The following is a 16,955-nucleotide window of genomic DNA, read 5'->3' on the forward strand; positions in this document are numbered from 1 at the left end:
GCACCTCCTGGGGCGTGAGTTACCCGCACAGCACCGAGCCCCCGTTCACGTTGAGGATCTCCCCGGTGATGTAGGTGGCCAGGTTGGAGGCAAGAAAGACGATGGCGCCGGCAATTTCTTCGGCGGTGCCTGCGCGGCGCAAGGGGATGGTGGCATTGATCTTGTCTCCCTCCTGACGGAGCGCTTCGGCGGACATGTCGGTGTCCACCCAGCCGGGTGCGACGCAGTTGACCAAAATATTGTGCGGCGCCAGTTCTGCAGCCAGCGACTTGGTAAAGCTGATGATGGCGCCTTTGGTAGCGGCATAGTGGGAATGAAACGCCTCTCCGCGCTGCCCGGCGGTGGAGGAGACGTTGATGATCCTGCCCCCGCCGCGGGCGATCATAACTGGTACCACCTCCCGGCAGCAGTAGAAGACGCTGTCCAGGTTCACGCGCATTGTCTCCCGCCACACCGCTTCATCCATCTCGGCAATAGCCCCGTAGGTCCAGATGCCTGCGTTGTTGACCAGCACGTCCACGCCCCCGAAGGCATGGAGCGTTTTCTCCACCATCGCCTGCACTTGCCGGCGGTTTCCAACGTCGGCGCGGATGGCGATGGCTTCAGACCCGGTGGCCAGCACGCGTTGCACCACGTGCTCGGCCGCTTCCTTGTTGTGGAAGTAGTTGACCGCTACCCGCGCGCCGGCGCGACCGAAGAGCTCGGCGGCCGCCGCCCCGATTCCCCGCGAGGCGCCGGTGATGAGGACCGCCTTTCCAGACAGGTCGATGATACTGGTGCGCATGCGCTGCTGTTCCATTGTCATTTGTATCCTGCCCGCATAAAGAAAGAGCCGCCGGCGCCCCATGGGACAGTGGCGGCTCTACATTCGCCCGGTGGCGCCTTGATGCTATGCCCCGGCTAGCCTATTGTCCGAACTGATACGTCTGCCTATAAACCGCAACTCCTAGCTCTGGATCAGCAAAACCAAAGTCGCTCCACGCCAGGACTTTCCGCACCACGCACCTCTCCAATTCCGGGTTGTCCACAGTGGAGGAAACGATTTGGGCGTCGACCACTTCGCCGTCCGGACTGACCCACAACCGCACCGTGATCTCCCCCCGTGTGTCGGGTCTGGTGCGCAGAGCGGCCTTGTAGCAATCCTGGATGGCGCTATGGTGGCTGCGGATGACGCGACTGACATCCTCGGCGCTTCGTGTGAGCCCTCGCAGCTGTTCGGCAGGAGGACGTGTGGGAACAGTACTGGGAAGCCGCTCCAAGGTGCGGGTCTTTTCCACGGCCCGTTCTCTTGCCGCAGCCAAGGGGGCAACTTCCCCTACTAACTGGCTGATGTCATCCACAGGACGCGCAGCGCGTTGCCCTTTCAGCTGCGCGGTAGAGGTGAGGACTCGCCCGCCCCGGATTCCCGGTTGCTCGCCGTGCGGCACGGTGAGGCCATCTACTTGAGCCAGGACTGTGCCCAGCTCTCGCACGGTGCCCTCGGTAGCTTCGAGGGTCGGGGCCATTGATTGCACGTCCACCGCTCCGCTCCCACCCCCGGTGATCAGACGCAGCACGCCTACTGAGCGCACACGGGAGGCCCGTGCCTCACGGGTGTCCGCGCGCTCCTCTGCCGCCGCAGTTACCCCTCGCGCCACACTCTCTGCTGCCGGCCCCGCCGTCTCGGCCGTCTCACGCTCAAACCCGGGAACAGGCTGGAGGGGGGAGCGCAGCGTGGGCAAAGCTTCCTCGCCCGCTGTCGGCAAAGGCTCTGCAGGCATAGCTTGCGTGGGTCGGCGTCGGACAATGAGGTCCACATACCCCCGAGGTATGGAGGCAGGGGCAAACCTGCGCTCCGGAGCGCGCACATGACCCAACAAATAGATCACTAACCCCACTTCGAGGACAAGCGTAAGAAAGAGAATAGACAGAAAGGTCCTATCGAGGCCACTAAACGCCTTCTTGCGCAACTCCTTCGGCAGTTCGTGCACCTCGCCGCCTAGCCTTCCCGTAGTCGGGTCCCAGGCCGCAGCGCCGGTTCCATATGCGCCATCGGTGTGCTTCACGTTCCTTGTCGCCACCTGGTAAGGAGACTGACCGCTTTCACGGAAGCCTCGTGCCAATCGCAGGCCTAATGTACATTACCCCGGGCAAAAAGTCAAGGATAAATTTGTCACCTATCTCTTTGCCGCTCGACCTATGACCGTCGTCTATCTCCATCCTGTTGCATTTGTGCCGGGAATTCGCTATCTTTGTACGGTACATGAGAGCCGAACATTCTTGGGAACTAGCGATGAACATGGCACCAGGTCCTGTGGTCGAAGAACAGCAGTTGCTGGCTATCGTAGAGCAAGCCCGGGCGCGCGGGGCGCGCATCGTGTGGACAAACGGCTGTTTCGACCTGCTCCACGCCGGGCATGTGCGCTATTTGCGCCAAGCCAAGGCACTGGGCGATCTGCTCATTGTGGGCCTGAACAGCGACCGCTCCGTAGCCCTTTGGAAGAACCCCGATCGCCCCTTTGTCCCTCAGGAGTACCGTCTCGAAGTACTTGCCGCCATTCGCTACGTGGACTATGTGGTGCTCTTTGACGAGCGTTCGCCCCTCCGCCTCCTGGAGCTCCTCAAGCCAGACGTGTATGTCAAAGGCGGTGACTACACCATCGACACGATCGACCAGGATGAACGGCGACTGGTGGAAGCTTATGGTGGCGCTATTGTCATCATGCCCAAAGTGGGCGGACTCTCGACCACCGATCTGGCCCGACGGGTGACCGAGGTGATGAACCGGACCAGTCCGCGCTCAACGTGAGCGGCCGCCTACCAGGTCAAAAGCTACCAGGCTGATCACATGGGCAAAGTCCACCAGCTGCTGAATCTCTACCCGTTCGTTTGCCACATGGAAGGCGGTATCGTCGCCAGGGCCAAATCCCACGGCCGGAATGCCGGCTAGGTTAAGGGTCTTGGCGAAAGTGCCACCACCCATGCCAATGGGCTGAGGCCGCCAACCCAAGAGCTCCTGCACATTCTGCTGAATCGTCACCACCAGCGGATTTTCGGGGCTCACAGCGTGCGGCTCACTCGCCGACTGCACCTCCACCACAAAGTCGTCGGCCACCCGACGGGCGAGTGCCGCGATGGCCTGCCGCACTTGTTCCACAGTTTGCCCTGGCACGATGCGCACGTCCAGGTAGGCGACGCACTCCCCGGGTACCACATTGGCTGCTACTCCGCCGTGAACCTCGCCCAAATTTACCGTGGGCCCGCCCAGCAGTGGGTGGACCTCATGCGGTAACTGCATCCCTTCCAGCATGGTCACAAAACGCGCCATCTTGTAAATGGCATTCACCCCCCGCTCTGGCGTTGAGCCGTGTGCCTGCACGCCCCGTGCCACTACCCGCAAGACGACTCGTCCCTTTTCCGCAATGTCGATGCTGCGCATGTTCTCCCCGATGTCCGGGATAATCGCACAGGTGGGGGCTATTAGCTTTTCCTCCAACAAGTAGCCGATGCCGAAATCACCTTCCGGACCGGAGGCTTCTTCGTCAGCCAGGGCCGCAACCAAAAGTTGCCCGGGGAGCCCATCGCTGTCTATCGTCTCTTTCAACGCGCGCGCCGCTACCAAGGAAGCAGCAAGAGGGCCCTTGTTGTCCAGAACACCTCGGCCGTACAGGAACCCTTCTTTCTCCACGGGATCAAAAGGGTCAGTTTCCCACCCCTCGCCGGGTGGGACAACGTCCATGTGGCAGGCCACCAAGAGCCTGCATGGGCCCTCGCCTCTGCCGAGGGATGCCACCACGTTTGTGCGCCCTGTTTCCCGTTCGTAGACTGCGTACGGCACACCCCACCGATCCAGGGTCTCCATCACAATCCGGGCGACGCGAAACTCCTCCCCGCGTTGCTTCAGGTAAGGAAAATCGGAGAGCTTTTCCGGCACCACATTCACCGTTCGCTCACGCACCATGCGGGAGGTCAGGGCCACAATGTCCTGACGCACTTGCTCCGCGTTGCTTTGAAAGTAGGCGCCAACCTTTTCCTTTGCCTTCATGTTACCTCAATTGGTCTCGCCAACACGCATTTCCACTGCTTGCGCCCCCCACTTGCATGCCACTACGCTCTTCAAGGTCTTGGCACGTAACATCTTGCTCAGATTTTCTCATCCCTCATTGAGGCCCAACCCTTCCGCGTGCTCTTTACCGGCCTATTGCGCAGCATGCGGAAAGTATTTGCACGCAAATTCCGCTTTTGTTCAAGCAGCGTGAGCCCAAGGGCTGCGCCCTTGCAACTAGCACATATTCTCGAGCGTGGTCCCCGAGAAGGTAGCTCCCCCTGGGGGACAGTACTCAAGCCTAGCGGGCCTTCAGTCTAAATTCAGCAATTCTGCGACGTCAAGCTTCTTCCCGGTGGGCACGTCTTGCCCTACCAGCGCGACGCGACGCGCATGCAATTCTTGGAACCACTGGCGGTCTTGTTCATCGACGAACAAATAGGGGGCAACCTGTCGCTTGCCAGGGCGGTGATGCATTCCCCCCACGTTGACCTCGGTGATGGGCACCCCCAGGTCCAATAGGCGGAGCACATCCTTGGGCGATTCCACTATGAGAAACAGACGCTCGCGGCCTGATTTATCGGCGATGAGGCGCTCGGCGGTTTCGCGCAGGGAGAGCACTTCCACGGGCGCGTCATCCGTCGCACCGCCCGTGTACAGCTCTCGTTCCCACGGGGAAGCGGCGATTTGGTCATTGCAGAGCAGAATACGGTCGGGATGAAGCACATTGCCCCACCCTACGACAACCTGCCCATGCACGAGCCGGTCGTCGATGCGCACTAACACAAGGGGCATAAGTGGGGTCCCTCACCTGCTGGTAGGGGTTTCTTCCGGAAACCCAGTGATCCCGCGCACGCCATCGCGGCATACGGTCTCGACAAGCTGCGGGAAGGAGAGTCTATCCCTCTTGGTAAGAAACGAGAGGAGCATTGGCAGATTCACCCCGGAGATAACGCGTACATGGGGGTGGCGCTGGGCGATTTTGCACGCGGCATTCCAGCAGCTTCCACCACGCAAGGTAGCCAGTATCAGCAGCCCGTCTTGGGCCTCGGGGCTATTGGCCAGCGCCTCCAGCTTTTCCAGAATCGTCTCCAGCGACAGAGGCGACACCGAGAGTGCGTGTACCCCACTGATATCGCCCATGACCGATTGTGCCGCCTTGGCGAGCGCATCGGCCACAGGGCCGTGAGTGACCAAAACGCAACTGGGCATAGCAGCTCCTACTCGAAATCCTTTTCCGGGGAATAGGGGTAGGGGTAGCTCGCGGCACGGCGCATGCGCTCGATGAGTTTCTGGTTAAAGACCTCTGCCGCCATGTAGCCCCGAATCCGCATTAGGTGGTGCAGGGCGATGACCTCGGCGATCACCGTGATGTTCTTGCCAGGGATGATAGGCAATCGGACCAAAGGTAGTTCCACGTCCAGGATGGTCGTGGTCTCCTGGTCGATGCCAATGCGTTCGTAATCAATGTCGTCGGACCACTCCTGCAGGTCGACCTGTACCTCCACGCGTTTGCGCAGCCGCACGGCCCGCATGCCGAACATCTGGCGGACGTTGATGATCCCGAGGCCGCGCACCTCGGCGTGATCGCGCAGCAAGTCGTCACTGGTACCAATGAGAGTCCCCTTCGCCGCTCGCGTGATATGCACCACGTCGTCGGCCACCAGACGATGGCCGCGCTCCACCAAGTCCAGAGCCACCTCACTTTTGCCAATACCACTGCGCCCCGTAAACAGCATGCCCACACCGTACACATCCACCAGCGAGCCGTGGATGGTCACTTTGGGGGCAAACTTGACGTCCAGGTAGTCGCCTAGTAGATGGATGAGCGTAGTGGTATTGTGCGGGGTGCCGAAGATACTGATCTGACGTTCATCAGCCACCTTGAGGAGGATACGCGGGGGCTTGTTATTGTCGGTGATAATGATGCAGGGGATATCGAAGGAGAGCACTTTCTCGATGGACTGTCTGCGCTGGGCCTCGCTAAGGGTCTCCAAGTAAGCCAGCTCGGTGTTCCCCAGAATCTGGATGCGATGGTAGGTGAACACGTCGGTAAAGCCGGTCAAGGCCAGACCTGGCCTATGGACCTCCCCCTCTCGAATTACCTTGTTGAAGCTGCCGCGGTGATTCAGCAGCTCAAGCCGTAAAGTCTCCTTGTTTTCCTCGTAGAGGGTTTCTACCGTCAGCTGATTCATCGCCTATTTTCCGTTGTCTCTCACCCTAGCCCATCAGCTACGATAAGGGGGCTGCCCGGGCCCAGGCAGCCCCCCAGGCACATGCCTACTCTGCAAGCACATCCCTGGCCTTGACCGCCTCGAATTCGCGGAGCTTGCCCTTGTACTTCTTCAGCTGTCGCTCCAATTTGTCCACCGCCAAGTTGATGGACTTGTACATGTCTTCGCTCTTCTCCCGCACGGTCAACTTGGACCCGTAGACGTGCAGCACTATTTCTGCCACTTGCGCTTGTTTCTCATAATCCAGGATGACATCGCAGTTAAGGATGCCATCGTAATACCTCTTGAGTCGCCTCACCTCCTTTTCGGTGTACTCTTTAAGACGGTCCGACGCGTTGAAGTGCCGCGCGGTGATGTTGAGTCTCATAGGCTCCTCCCATGGTTTAATCCCAACGCAGGTACCGCCCTCACCAAAGCCTACTGAGCACGCCGCCGAGGGATCACTGCTGCCGATTGCGCTCGGCACGAGGATGCGCCTGGCGGTATATTCGCTTGATCCGCTCGGCTGATACGTGAGTGTAGATTTGCGTTGTCGACAGCCGCGAATGTCCTAATAGCTCTTTAACGGCGAGCAGGTCCGCCCCCGCATCGAGCAGATGGGTGGCAAACGAGTGACGCAGCACGTGGGGACTGCGCGCCTTGCTCTCAGAGACCTCGCCCAGGTATCGTCGCACCCTGCGGGCAATGCTGCTGCGCGACAGCCGCTGACCACGCGCGTTCAGGAACAGCGCTTCGGGCACTCCGGCCTCTTGCCGAACAAGTTCGCCGCGCCGCATCAGGTACTGACGGAGAGCAGCACTAGCTGCCCCTCCCACGGGAACGACCCGCTCCTTGGCGCCCTTTCCCATCACCTTGATAGTGCCATTGGCAAAGTCTACATCATTCACATTCAGCGCAGCCAGCTCGCTCAACCGGATTCCTGTGGCGTAGAACAGGTGCAAGATGGCCCTATCTCGCAGTCCTTGCACCGACTGCACCTCCGGAAGATCCAGGGCATCCATCACCTTCGGCACTGCTAAGAACTTGGGAATGCGCTTGGCCGCTTTGGGTGCTCGAAGACCTACCATGGGGTTAGTTGCTATCACTCCATGCAGCACCAAGTAGCGAAAGAAGGTGCGCAAGGCCGCGAGCTTCCGCCCCACGCTGCGCGGACTGTAGCCGCGTCTGGCCAGTCGCCCCATGTAGGCCCGGAAGAAGCCGCGTTCAACGTGCTGTACAGAGGGCTGAGGGTCACCCACCATTTCGCCGACAAAGTCACAAAACTGCAAAAGGTCCGTGCGGTAGGCCACAACCGAGTGGCGAGAATAGTTGCGCACTTTCTCGAGGTACCCAACAAACTGCAGGGTCAACGTCCGAAGGTCGTCACTCATTATGGATCGTGCTGGGCGATGTAGCCAGCTCCTGGGCAAACTCCTGACCGCACTCTGGGCAATGCAACGTGGTGCCCTTCACCTTTGTGTACCGTTTGTAGAGGAGTTTGTTCCCGCACGACGGACACGGGCCCAAAACTGGTTCTTGCCAGGAGACAAAATCGCACTCCGGATAGCGACTGCAGCCGTAGAAGGTGCGCCCCCGCCGCGTCCTTCGCTCCACCACATCCCCGTCGCAGCCGGGTTTGGGGCACTTGATGCCAATTTTGTAAGGCCGTGCGTTCTTGCATTTTGGGTAAGCGGAGCAGGCCAGGAACCGGCCAAAACGGCTGTTCTTCACCACCATGGGGCTGCCGCACTGCTCACACTTTTCATCCACCGCCACCTCCTCCTGCTCCATCGACTTGGAGAAACGGCAGCGCGGATAGTCAGCACAAGCGATGAAGCGCCCATGGCGCCCCCAACGGATCACCAGCTCCTTGCCGCAAACTGGGCAGTGCTCGTCGGTCTTCTCCTGGAGGGAGTCGCGAATCTGCAACTGCTTGCCCTCAGCCGCCTCCAGAGCGCGCTGGAACGGGCGGTAGAAGCGCTCCATGACCTCGAGGAAGGGCCTCTTGCCTGCCTCGATCTCGTCCAGCTCCGCTTCCATGCGCGCGGTGAACTTGACGGTGAAGATATCGGGAAAGTTCGCCACCAGGATCTTGTTGACAGTTCTCCCCAACTCAGTCGGAACCAGCCGTCGGTCACGCTTCTCAACGTAGTTGCGTTCCAGAATGGTACTCACAATCACCGCATAGGTGCTGGGCCGCCCGATACCCAGCGCATCGAGGGTCTTCACCAAACTGCTTTCCGTGTAGCGTGGCGGAGGCTTGGTGAAATGCTGGCTAGGACTGACCTCCAGCAGGACAAGCTTTTCGCCGACGCTTAGGTTCTCCGGCACCTTTGTGGTTGGCGCCTCCTCTTGCTCATCATCCTCGCGCGGTGTCTCCTCGTAGGCCTGCAAGAAGCCCCGAAAGAGCACCTCAGACCCGTGTGCCCGGAACAGGTAGAGCTCATCATTACCGCTCACGATATCCACGGCCGTCTGCAGCAGCTGTGCGGGGGCCATCTGGCTTGCTACGAAGCGCTGCCAAATAAGCTCGTAGAGGAGAAATTGCTCCTGCGTCAGATATTTGCGCAACGAGCGCGGTGTGCGGCTCACTGCGGTCGGGCGGATGGCCTCGTGCGCCTCTTGCGCCCCCGCGCGCGACTTGAACCGGCGCGGCTCGCTGGGAAGATACTCCAGGCCGTAGTTGCTCGCGATAAAACTACGCACCGCCTCTATCGCCTCATCTGCTACCCGCACCGAGTCGGTGCGCATGTACGTGATCAGCCCCTGCGGTCCCTCTCCCCCAAGCTTTACGCCCTCGTACAACTGTTGCGCGATCACCATGATCATCGACGTGGAAAAGCCGAACCGTCGAGCTGCATCCTGTTGCAGCGTACTAGTGGTGAAAGGGGGTGGAGGATGGCGCTGGACCTTACTCTTGCGAATGTCCTTGACGAACCATTCCTGCTGGCGGATGTCCTCAACGAGCGTGGTTGCCGCCTGCTCATTTGGGATGGCAGGTTTTTCATTGGCAACCTTGATCAACCGCGCTTGGAAGGGCTCGGTCCGCCTCCCTTGAAAGGTACCATCGATGAGCCAGTATTCTTGCGGAACAAATGCCTCGATCTCCTCCTCGCGTTCGCAGATGAGCCGTAGGGCCACTGACTGCACACGTCCGGCACTGAGCCCGGTGCACACCGTGCGCCACAGGATGGGGCTCACCTGATAGCCCACGAGGCGGTCCATCACCCGGCGGGCCTTCTGCGCTTCTACCAAGTTGAGGTCAATGGGTCTTGGATTCTCAAGCGCACGCAGCACTGCGCCACGAGTGATCTCGTTGAAAGTAATGCGGGAGATCCGAGGGTTGTTCTTTTTGAGAATCTCGGCCAGATGCCAGGCAATCGCCTCACCTTCGCGGTCTGGGTCAGTGGCAAGGATGACCTCCGCCGCCTTTGCCGCGGCGTTCCGCAGCTGCTTCACCACTTTGCCCCGACCGCGGATCAGCAGGTACTGCGGTTGGAACCCGTTGCCGACGTCCACCCCGAGCTTACTCTTGGGCAGGTCCACCACATGCCCGCCTGAGGAAAGCACGGTGAACTCCTCGCCCAAGAATGCGTTGATGGTCTTGGTCTTGGCGTGGGACTCGACAACTACCAGGGATTTCTTGTCATTAGCCATGCCCTGTCCGCATCACACGGCTCAGTTGCCCATATGGGTGTCGTTGAACAGGTACCCGCCGGCAAAGGAATCCGAGTCGAACATCACCGTGGCAGCGATCTCTTTGATGTCTTCAGTGTCCACCGGACTGACGCCCATCTGCATGGCACGCTCGATGGCCTCCTCAAGCTGCTGATCGTCGATGAGGCCCAGCTGCCGCAACTGCAGCAGGTAGCTGTAGGCCTCGGGCCTGATGACCATCCTTTCGGCGGCATGCAACACGCGGTACAGCGACAGGGGAGTGCGGATGGCGTTGAGGTTCTCGTAGTTGCAACCGGCCTTTTCGAAAAGCCAGGAGAAGGCCAGGTCAATCTCGCTCGCGGTGTATCCCTGCCTGAGCAAGTCGTCGGTGAGCGCGCGCAGGCGTTCAACCCCGAAGGTGCTGCCTCGCGCCTCGCTCATGATGTAGACCAGTATTTCTACTAATCGCTCGATGGTATGACCCTTTCGCCAAACTGGGGGAGGATGGTATTCAACCCACTACCAAATATACAAGAAATCTCGCCAAATACAAGAGCTTTGTTACGCGTGCTCTCAGTGCACGCCTGCGCCACAGCATTTTTTGTACTTCTTCCCGCTGCCGCAAGGGCATGGGTCATTGCGGCCAACCTTGACCCCGACGCGGATAGGTTGGCGTTTGCCAGGCTCCGGGGCACCTTCGCCAACTGGCGCGCCGCGGAGGCCCAGGCCGGTGGTCGAGGCGTGGGTGGCACTCACCTGCACTGGCATACGCCGCACCGGCTGGGGTGCAACCTGGAGCTGGGCTTTGAACACCATCTCCAAAACCGCCTCATTGGTGCGGGCCAGCATCTCGGAGAACATCTTGAAGGCCTCGCTCTTGTACTCGATGAGCGGATCCTTTTGGCCGTAGGCGCGTAGCCCGATGCCCTCCTTCATCACGTCCATGGAGTAGAGGTGATCGCGCCACTGTTCGTCGATGGCGCGCAGAATGGCAAAGCGCTCCAGCTGACGCATCAGGGCGCCGCCCAAGGCCTTCTCCTTGGCCTCATAAAGCGCCATGGCCTTGCTGCGGATCTTGTCGATGAGCTCTTCGCGCGTGATGCGGTCGCTGTCGAACTCCTCGCGGCTGATGGTGGTGAGCATGATGCGCCGCAGGTCCTGATTGAGCCCGGTCCAGTTCCAGTCCTCTGGATAGGGGCCGGCGGAAGTGTGCTCGTCCACCCGGTCCTCGATCACCTCCTCCATCATTTCCAGCACGTCCTCGCGCAGGTTCTGGCCGCTGAGGGCGTAGTTGCGTCGGTTGTAGACAACCTCCCGCTGCTGATTCATGACGTCATCGTATTCCAGGAGGTGCTTGCGGATGTCAAAGTTGTGCTCCTCCACCCGCTTCTGGGCCCGCTCGATGGAGCGCGACACCATGGGGTGGGTGATCACCTCGCCCTCTTGTACCCCGAGACGATCCATGATGCTGGCAATACGCTCGGAACCGAACAACCGCATGAGGTCGTCCTCGAGGGAGAGGTAAAAGCGCGAGGAGCCCGGGTCGCCCTGGCGCCCAGCCCGACCGCGCAGTTGCCGGTCGATGCGCCGGGCCTCATGGCGCTCGGTGCCTAAGATGTGCAGCCCGCAGGGCACCTCGTTGTAGCAGTCATACTCCTCAAGGTACGGACAGGGCTCCGAACCAGGATCTGGACGCACCAGCGCACAGTTGGGGTGTTTCACTACTCCGGCGCCCAGCTTGATGTCGGTGCCGCGGCCAGCCATGTTGGTGGCGATGGTCACCGCGCCCGGCTGCCCCGCACGGGCCACAATCTCCGCCTCCCGCTGATGGTGCTTGGCGTTGAGCACATTGTGGGGAATGCCGCGCCGCTTCAGCATCCGGCTGAGCGTCTCCGAGACCTCCACCGACACGGTGCCCACCAACACCGGCCGCCGCGCCGCATGCATGGCCGCAATCTCCTCGATCACGGCGTTGTACTTCTCCCGCTTAGTCCGATAGATGCGGTCGTCATAATCAATGCGGCGCACCGGCTCGTTGGTGGGGATGACGACCACATCGAGTTTATAGATTTCCCAAAACTCCGCTGCCTCGGTGACCGCCGTGCCGGTCATGCCCGCCAGTTTCCGGTAGAGGCGGAAAAAGTTTTGTAGCGTGATGGTGGCCAGGGTCTGCGTCTCACGCTCAATGCGCACACCCTCTTTGGCCTCGATTGCCTGGTGCAGGCCGTCACTGTAGCGTCGACCCGGCATCAACCGGCCGGTGAACTCGTCTACGATGATGACCCGGCCGTCCTCAGAAACGACATACTCCACATCACGCTCAAACAGCGAATAGGCGCGCAGCAGCTGCGAAATGTTCTGAATGCGCTCACTCCTGATGCCATACTCCTCATGGAGGCGGGCCTTCCGCTCCTCCTTCTCCTCTGGACTGAGGGTGGGATCATTGTCAATTTGGCCAATCCCTTCCGCCAGGTCGGGCAGCACGAACATCTCCGGGTCATTGGGGGAAAGCGCCTCCCGTCCCTTCTCGGTCAGGTCGATGACGTGGCTCTTCTCGTCGATGGAGAAGTACAGCTCCTCATCGATTTCGTGCATGCGCTTATCGCGCAGGTAGTCGGCCTCCACCTTCTGGATCAGGCGCTTGACCCCCACCTCCTGCATGATCTTGGCCAGACGCTTGTTCTTGGGTGCCCCCCGCAATGCCTGCAAGAGTTTGATTCCCGCTTCGTACTCCTGGCCTTTCTCCAGGAGCTGTTCCGCTTCTGCCACCAGCCGGTTGACCAGCAAGGTCTGGCTCTTGACCAGCTGCTCCACCCGTGGTTTGAGTTCGGCAAAGAGGTTAGTGGTGTGCTCGACGGCGCCGGAAATGATGAGCGGGGTGCGCGCTTCATCGATGAGCACCGAGTCCACCTCGTCCACGATGGCATAGTAGTGGCCGCGCTGCACCTGGTCCTCGCGGCGGATGGCCATGTTGTCGCGCAGGTAGTCGAACCCAAACTCGTTATTGGTGCCGTAGGTGATATCGCAGTTGTAGGCGCGCCGGCGCCGCTCTGGGTCCATATCGCTGGCAATATAGTCGACGGTCAGACCCAGGAACTTGTAGATTTCGCCCATCCACTCGCAATCGCGCCTGGCCAGATAGTCGTTGACGGTCACGAGATGTACGCCCTTGCCAGCCAACGCATTCAGGTAAAGGGGCATGGTGGCCACCAGGGTCTTGCCTTCGCCGGTCGCCATCTCCGCGATTTTGCCTTGGTGAAGCACTACGGCGCCGATCAGCTGCACGTCGAAAGGCACCATGTCCCACGTGATGTCGTGGTCGCAGACCTTCCAGGTCTTGCCCACCAACCGACGGCAAGTCTCCTTGACTACGGCATAGGCCTCCGGGAGGATCTCGTCCAGCACTCTGCCGATGATCTGGTCTTCCTCTTTTTCCAGCGCCGCGATCTCCTCACGCAGGGCAGCGGCATCAACTTTGAGCACGGCCTCCTCGCCCTCCACCGCATCGGTGGTCAGCAGGGCGCGCCGCTCCTCAAGCTTGGCCCGCACCTCCCGCGTGGCCTCCTGAATCCGGGCACGGAACTGCTCGGTCTTCTGACGCAGCTCCGCGTCGCTCAGCTCATGCAGCGTCTCGTAAATGGCATTGATCTTGTGCACGATGGGCATGATGCGCGCCACATCGCGTGTGTGCTTGTCGCCAAAAAGCTTTGTCAGAAGATTGGCCATTGCTCGCTACATCCTTGCAAGAAACTCGCACCGCAGAGACTTCTACGTCTTGTACGCCCGCTGTGCACAGAAGTTCACTCCTGTCGGCTTGACTGGTCTAAGAGACCTCGGCCTGTTTTCACGACCAGATCCCGCGACTGCAGTTCGTTGAGCACAGCGTCCAAGATGCCGTTGACGAACTTGTCGCTTTTGTCAGTACTGTACTTCCGGGATATCTCGATTGCCTCGTCGATGGTTACTTTAGGCGGGATATCCTCGAAGTAGAGGAACTCGCACACAGCCATGCGCAACACCAATTTGTCGATGACTGCCAGCCGGGCAAAGTCCCAATTTGTGGTCTTGGCGGCGATATAGCCATCCAACTCCGGGCGGTGTTGCAGTGTCAAGGCGACCAGCCGCCGGATAAATTCTAGCAAGGGGCCATCTGCCGGCACCATGACCAGTGGGTCAGCAAGCACCTCTGCCGCTGAACGCCCGCTCAGCTCAGCCGCGTATAAGGCGCGCAGCGCTAACTCGCGTGCCGCCCGTCGTGAATGGATCATCGACGCCAACCGTCAAAGAGCTCAGAAGCTCGGTGCTACTGCACAATCGTCCGCCACCCGTAACAGTCCTCGCACTGGCCGTTCACGTAGGCAAAGAAGCGCTCCTGCAGGCGCGCCGTAATTGGGCCCCGTTTGCCGCTGCCGATGGGCACTCGGTCGATGGACTTGATGGGGCTTATTTCCGCGGCGCTGCCGGTGAAAAACACCTCGTCGGCCACGTACAGCATCTCCCGCGGGATCATCATCTCTCGTACCTCAATGCCCATCTCCCTGGCAAACACCATCACCGAATCCCGGCTAATTCCCGGCAGGATCGATGCTGACAGGGGGGGCGTGTACAGCACGCCGTCCCGCACCAGGAAGATGTTTTCCCCACTCCCCTCGCTCACGTACCCGTTCACATCCAGAGCAATGCCTTCAACAAAGCCATTGCCGACTGCCTCAAGCTTGATCAGCTGGGAGTTGAGGTAGTTGGCACCCGCCTTCGCCAGCGCCGGCAGCGTGTTGGGCGCCATCCGCCCCCAACTGGACACTTGCACGTCCACGCCCACGTTGATCGCTTCCTCCCCAAGGTATTTGCCCCAATTTAATGCCCCGATCACCACTTCGATAGGGCAGCCGCGCGGGTCCACTCCCAGCTGTCCGTAGCCCCGGAATACGATTGGGCGAAGATAGGCCGATTCCAGGCCATTCACTCTAATCACATCGATGCAAGCTTGGTTGATTTGCTCCTGAGTGAAAGGGATCTCCATGCGACAGATCTTGGCTGAATTGAAGAGCCGCTTAGTGTGGTCCTGCAGACGAAAAATGGCCGGTCCTGCGGGGGTCTTGTAACACCGGAGCCCTTCGAACACGCTTGAACCATAATGCAAAGCATGAGACATCACATGGACAGTGGCATCTTTCCAGTCGACGAACTTCCCGCTAAACCAGATTTTGCCTTTCTCGTCGCGTGGGTCCATACGCTCCTCCGCTTTCAGGTGAAGGTTCTACCTTCTGTCTGTTTGCTGCCGTACCTTTCTGACCCTCAGTGGCCCTCTTGTTCTGCCGAAACTCACCGCAGGTCTTTGAGCCGCAGTTGGAGCATTTGCTGACCTTGGTAGTCGTTCTCCTCAATCACGTAGGCGATGTCCAGGTTTTTCTCGCCGGGTGCCACGCGGTAACTCAGGTCTCCAAGGTTGAAGCCTATCGCATCGATGACGATGCCATCTTGCCGCACTTTCAGTTTGAGGTGATTGTTCCCCACAATGCGCGACTCTCCGACCACCTGCAGACCCCGCGAGACAAAAACCGGGCGCATGTTTTGGGGGCCAAAGGGCGCGAACTGTTTGAGGAGGGCAAAGGTGCGCGGCGTGATGTGACTGAGACGGATCTCACCGTCGACGCGCAGTTTGGGCACGAGGAGGTCTTCTTCCAGTTGTGCCGCCGCCACCTCCTGCAAGCGCTCACGGAGCGGTTCCACGTAGTCCCGGCGCACAGTGAGCCCTGCGGCGTACTTGTGACCGCCAAACTCGATCAGGAGGTCTTCACCCTGCTTGAGCGCGGCGTAGATGTCAAACCCTGGGATGCTGCGCGCCGAGCCTTTGCCCACCTCGCCGTCCAGGGTAATCATGATCGTGGGGCGGTAGTAGCGCTCTACGATGCGACTGGCCACAATACCGATCACGCCCGGGTGCCACCCCTCTTGCGCCAACACCAGCACCAGGTGGCGCTCAGGGTCAAAGTCGGCCTCCAGCATCTGCAAGGCCTGGGCAAAGGTCTCCTCGTCGACGTTCTTGCGGGCACGATTCTCCGCTTCCAGGATGGCGGCGATGTTCCGCGCCTGCTGGGGGACATCCGTGGTGAGGAGGCGGACGGCGCGCAAGGCATCGCCCATGCGCCCCACGGCATTGATGCGCGGCGCAATGATGAATACCACCTGCCCAGTGCCGATCTCTCGGTCCACAAGCCCGGCGGTCTCCAGCAGTGCCTGGAGACCAATCTTGCGCGGCCCTTCGTTCAGCCGCCTGAGGCCTTCCGCCACCAGCACCCTGTTCTCATCCACCAGCGGCACAATGTCCGCCGCGCTGCCGATGGCCACATAGTCTACAAACTCTTCTACCAGCGCCTGGTCCAGGCCCAAGGTTGCAAAGAGCGCCTGCAGAAGCTTGAAGGTGACCCCGACGCCGGCCAGCTCCTTGAAGGGGTAGGAGCAATCTGGGCGCTTCGGGTCCAGCACTGCGACTGCCTCAGGCAGCACGGCGCGCGGTTCGTGGTGGTCGCAGATGATCACGTCCATCCCTAGGGAGTTGGCCAGTGCCACCTCCTGGCAGGCGGTCACTCCGCAGTCTACAGAGACGATAAGGGAGGCCCCCCGCCGATGCGCCTCACGTACCCCCACCTCCGAGAGGCCGTAACCCTGGCGCAGCCGGTCCGGAATATAAAAGACCACGTCCCCCCCCAGTCTCCGGAGCAGAAGGTAGGTCATCGATACCGCGGTGATGCCGTCCACATCATAGTCGCCGTACACCATGATGCGTTCCTGGTTGCGCAGGGCAGCAATCAGGCGCGCAACCGCGCGATCCATGTCCTTCATGAGGAATGGATCGTGCAGATGGTCAAGGCTGGGGTGGAAGAAGCGCTGCGCCGCCTCGGGTGTGGCGATGCCCCGGTTCAGCAAGAGCCTGGCGATGATCTCGGGCACGCCCAGAACGCGCGCCAGCTCCCTGACCTCTTCCGTCGGCCTGGATGCTTCTATGACCCATTTCTGCTCAAGCAAGGCCTTCTACGCCTCCCTTCTTCGGCCGCGCACAA

General features: G+C 60.3%; 15 protein-coding genes. 1 reads left to right on the forward strand and 14 read right to left on the reverse strand.

All coding sequences use genetic code 11. From position 1 onward, the window contains the following. Nucleotides 1-19: 19 nt before the first annotated feature. On the reverse strand, nucleotides 20-805 hold the full coding sequence (locus ONB25_00370) for an SDR family oxidoreductase (GenBank protein MDZ7391343.1): 786 nt from the start codon (nucleotides 803-805) through the stop codon (nucleotides 20-22). A 100-nt stretch (nucleotides 806-905) separates the two neighbouring features. Continuing rightward, the gene (locus tag ONB25_00375; protein MDZ7391344.1) at nucleotides 906-2,045 is read right to left on the reverse strand and encodes an AgmX/PglI C-terminal domain-containing protein; all 1,140 of its coding nucleotides are present in this window, start codon (nucleotides 2,043-2,045) and stop codon (nucleotides 906-908) included. A 227-nt stretch (nucleotides 2,046-2,272) separates the two neighbouring features. On the opposite strand from ONB25_00375, the gene ONB25_00380 reads away from it, so the two are divergent. Beyond that, a complete protein-coding gene (locus ONB25_00380; protein ID MDZ7391345.1) occupies nucleotides 2,273-2,788 on the forward strand; it encodes an adenylyltransferase/cytidyltransferase family protein in 516 nt (171 codons plus the stop codon). On the opposite strand, the gene ONB25_00385 is transcribed toward ONB25_00380, so the two are convergent. From ONB25_00385 to recJ, 12 genes are all read right to left on the reverse strand, one after another. Continuing rightward, nucleotides 2,780-4,024: an ArgE/DapE family deacylase gene (locus ONB25_00385; GenBank protein ID MDZ7391346.1), complete on the reverse strand. Its 1,245-nt coding sequence runs from the start codon at nucleotides 4,022-4,024 to the stop codon at nucleotides 2,780-2,782. The genes ONB25_00380 and ONB25_00385 overlap by 9 nt on opposite strands. Before the next feature lie 312 nt (nucleotides 4,025-4,336). Next, the gene (locus tag ONB25_00390) at nucleotides 4,337-4,819 is read right to left on the reverse strand and encodes a PTS sugar transporter subunit IIB (protein MDZ7391347.1); all 483 of its coding nucleotides are present in this window, start codon (nucleotides 4,817-4,819) and stop codon (nucleotides 4,337-4,339) included. Nucleotides 4,820-4,831: 12 nt separating this feature from the next. Further along, the gene (locus tag ONB25_00395) at nucleotides 4,832-5,236 is read right to left on the reverse strand and encodes a PTS sugar transporter subunit IIA (GenBank protein ID MDZ7391348.1); all 405 of its coding nucleotides are present in this window, start codon (nucleotides 5,234-5,236) and stop codon (nucleotides 4,832-4,834) included. A gap of 8 nt (nucleotides 5,237-5,244) precedes the next feature. After that, the gene (hprK, locus tag ONB25_00400) at nucleotides 5,245-6,219 is read right to left on the reverse strand and encodes an HPr(Ser) kinase/phosphatase (protein MDZ7391349.1); all 975 of its coding nucleotides are present in this window, start codon (nucleotides 6,217-6,219) and stop codon (nucleotides 5,245-5,247) included. A gap of 85 nt (nucleotides 6,220-6,304) precedes the next feature. Then, nucleotides 6,305-6,625 carry a ribosome-associated translation inhibitor RaiA gene (raiA, locus tag ONB25_00405; GenBank protein ID MDZ7391350.1) on the reverse strand — a complete coding sequence of 107 codons (321 nt, stop codon included), beginning with the start codon at nucleotides 6,623-6,625 and terminating at the stop codon, nucleotides 6,305-6,307. A gap of 73 nt (nucleotides 6,626-6,698) precedes the next feature. Further along, nucleotides 6,699-7,628: a tyrosine recombinase XerC gene (gene xerC / locus ONB25_00410; protein MDZ7391351.1), complete on the reverse strand. Its 930-nt coding sequence runs from the start codon at nucleotides 7,626-7,628 to the stop codon at nucleotides 6,699-6,701. Beyond that, complete coding sequence (topA, locus tag ONB25_00415) at nucleotides 7,621-9,894, reverse strand: type I DNA topoisomerase (GenBank protein MDZ7391352.1); 2,274 nt, start codon at nucleotides 9,892-9,894, stop codon at nucleotides 7,621-7,623. Before topA ends, xerC begins: the two co-directional genes overlap by 8 nt. Nucleotides 9,895-9,915: 21 nt before the next feature. After that, nucleotides 9,916-10,347 (reverse strand): DUF494 domain-containing protein, encoded by a 432-nt coding sequence (locus tag ONB25_00420; protein ID MDZ7391353.1) that lies wholly within the window; start codon nucleotides 10,345-10,347, stop codon nucleotides 9,916-9,918. 120 nt (nucleotides 10,348-10,467) lie between these two features. Beyond that, on the reverse strand, nucleotides 10,468-13,620 hold the full coding sequence (secA, locus tag ONB25_00425; GenBank protein MDZ7391354.1) for a preprotein translocase subunit SecA: 3,153 nt from the start codon (nucleotides 13,618-13,620) through the stop codon (nucleotides 10,468-10,470). 74 nt (nucleotides 13,621-13,694) lie between these two features. Continuing rightward, nucleotides 13,695-14,162: a transcription antitermination factor NusB gene (gene nusB, locus ONB25_00430; GenBank protein MDZ7391355.1), complete on the reverse strand. Its 468-nt coding sequence runs from the start codon at nucleotides 14,160-14,162 to the stop codon at nucleotides 13,695-13,697. Nucleotides 14,163-14,197: 35 nt separating this feature from the next. After that, nucleotides 14,198-15,124 carry a branched-chain amino acid transaminase gene (locus ONB25_00435; GenBank protein MDZ7391356.1) on the reverse strand — a complete coding sequence of 309 codons (927 nt, stop codon included), beginning with the start codon at nucleotides 15,122-15,124 and terminating at the stop codon, nucleotides 14,198-14,200. 92 nt (nucleotides 15,125-15,216) lie between these two features. Continuing rightward, complete coding sequence (gene recJ / locus ONB25_00440; GenBank protein ID MDZ7391357.1) at nucleotides 15,217-16,920, reverse strand: single-stranded-DNA-specific exonuclease RecJ; 1,704 nt, start codon at nucleotides 16,918-16,920, stop codon at nucleotides 15,217-15,219. Nucleotides 16,921-16,955 lie beyond the last annotated feature (35 nt).

Source organism: candidate division KSB1 bacterium (assembly GCA_034506335.1).
Lineage (GTDB): Bacteria > Zhuqueibacterota > Zhuqueibacteria > JANLFK01 > Oleimicrobiaceae > Oleimicrobium.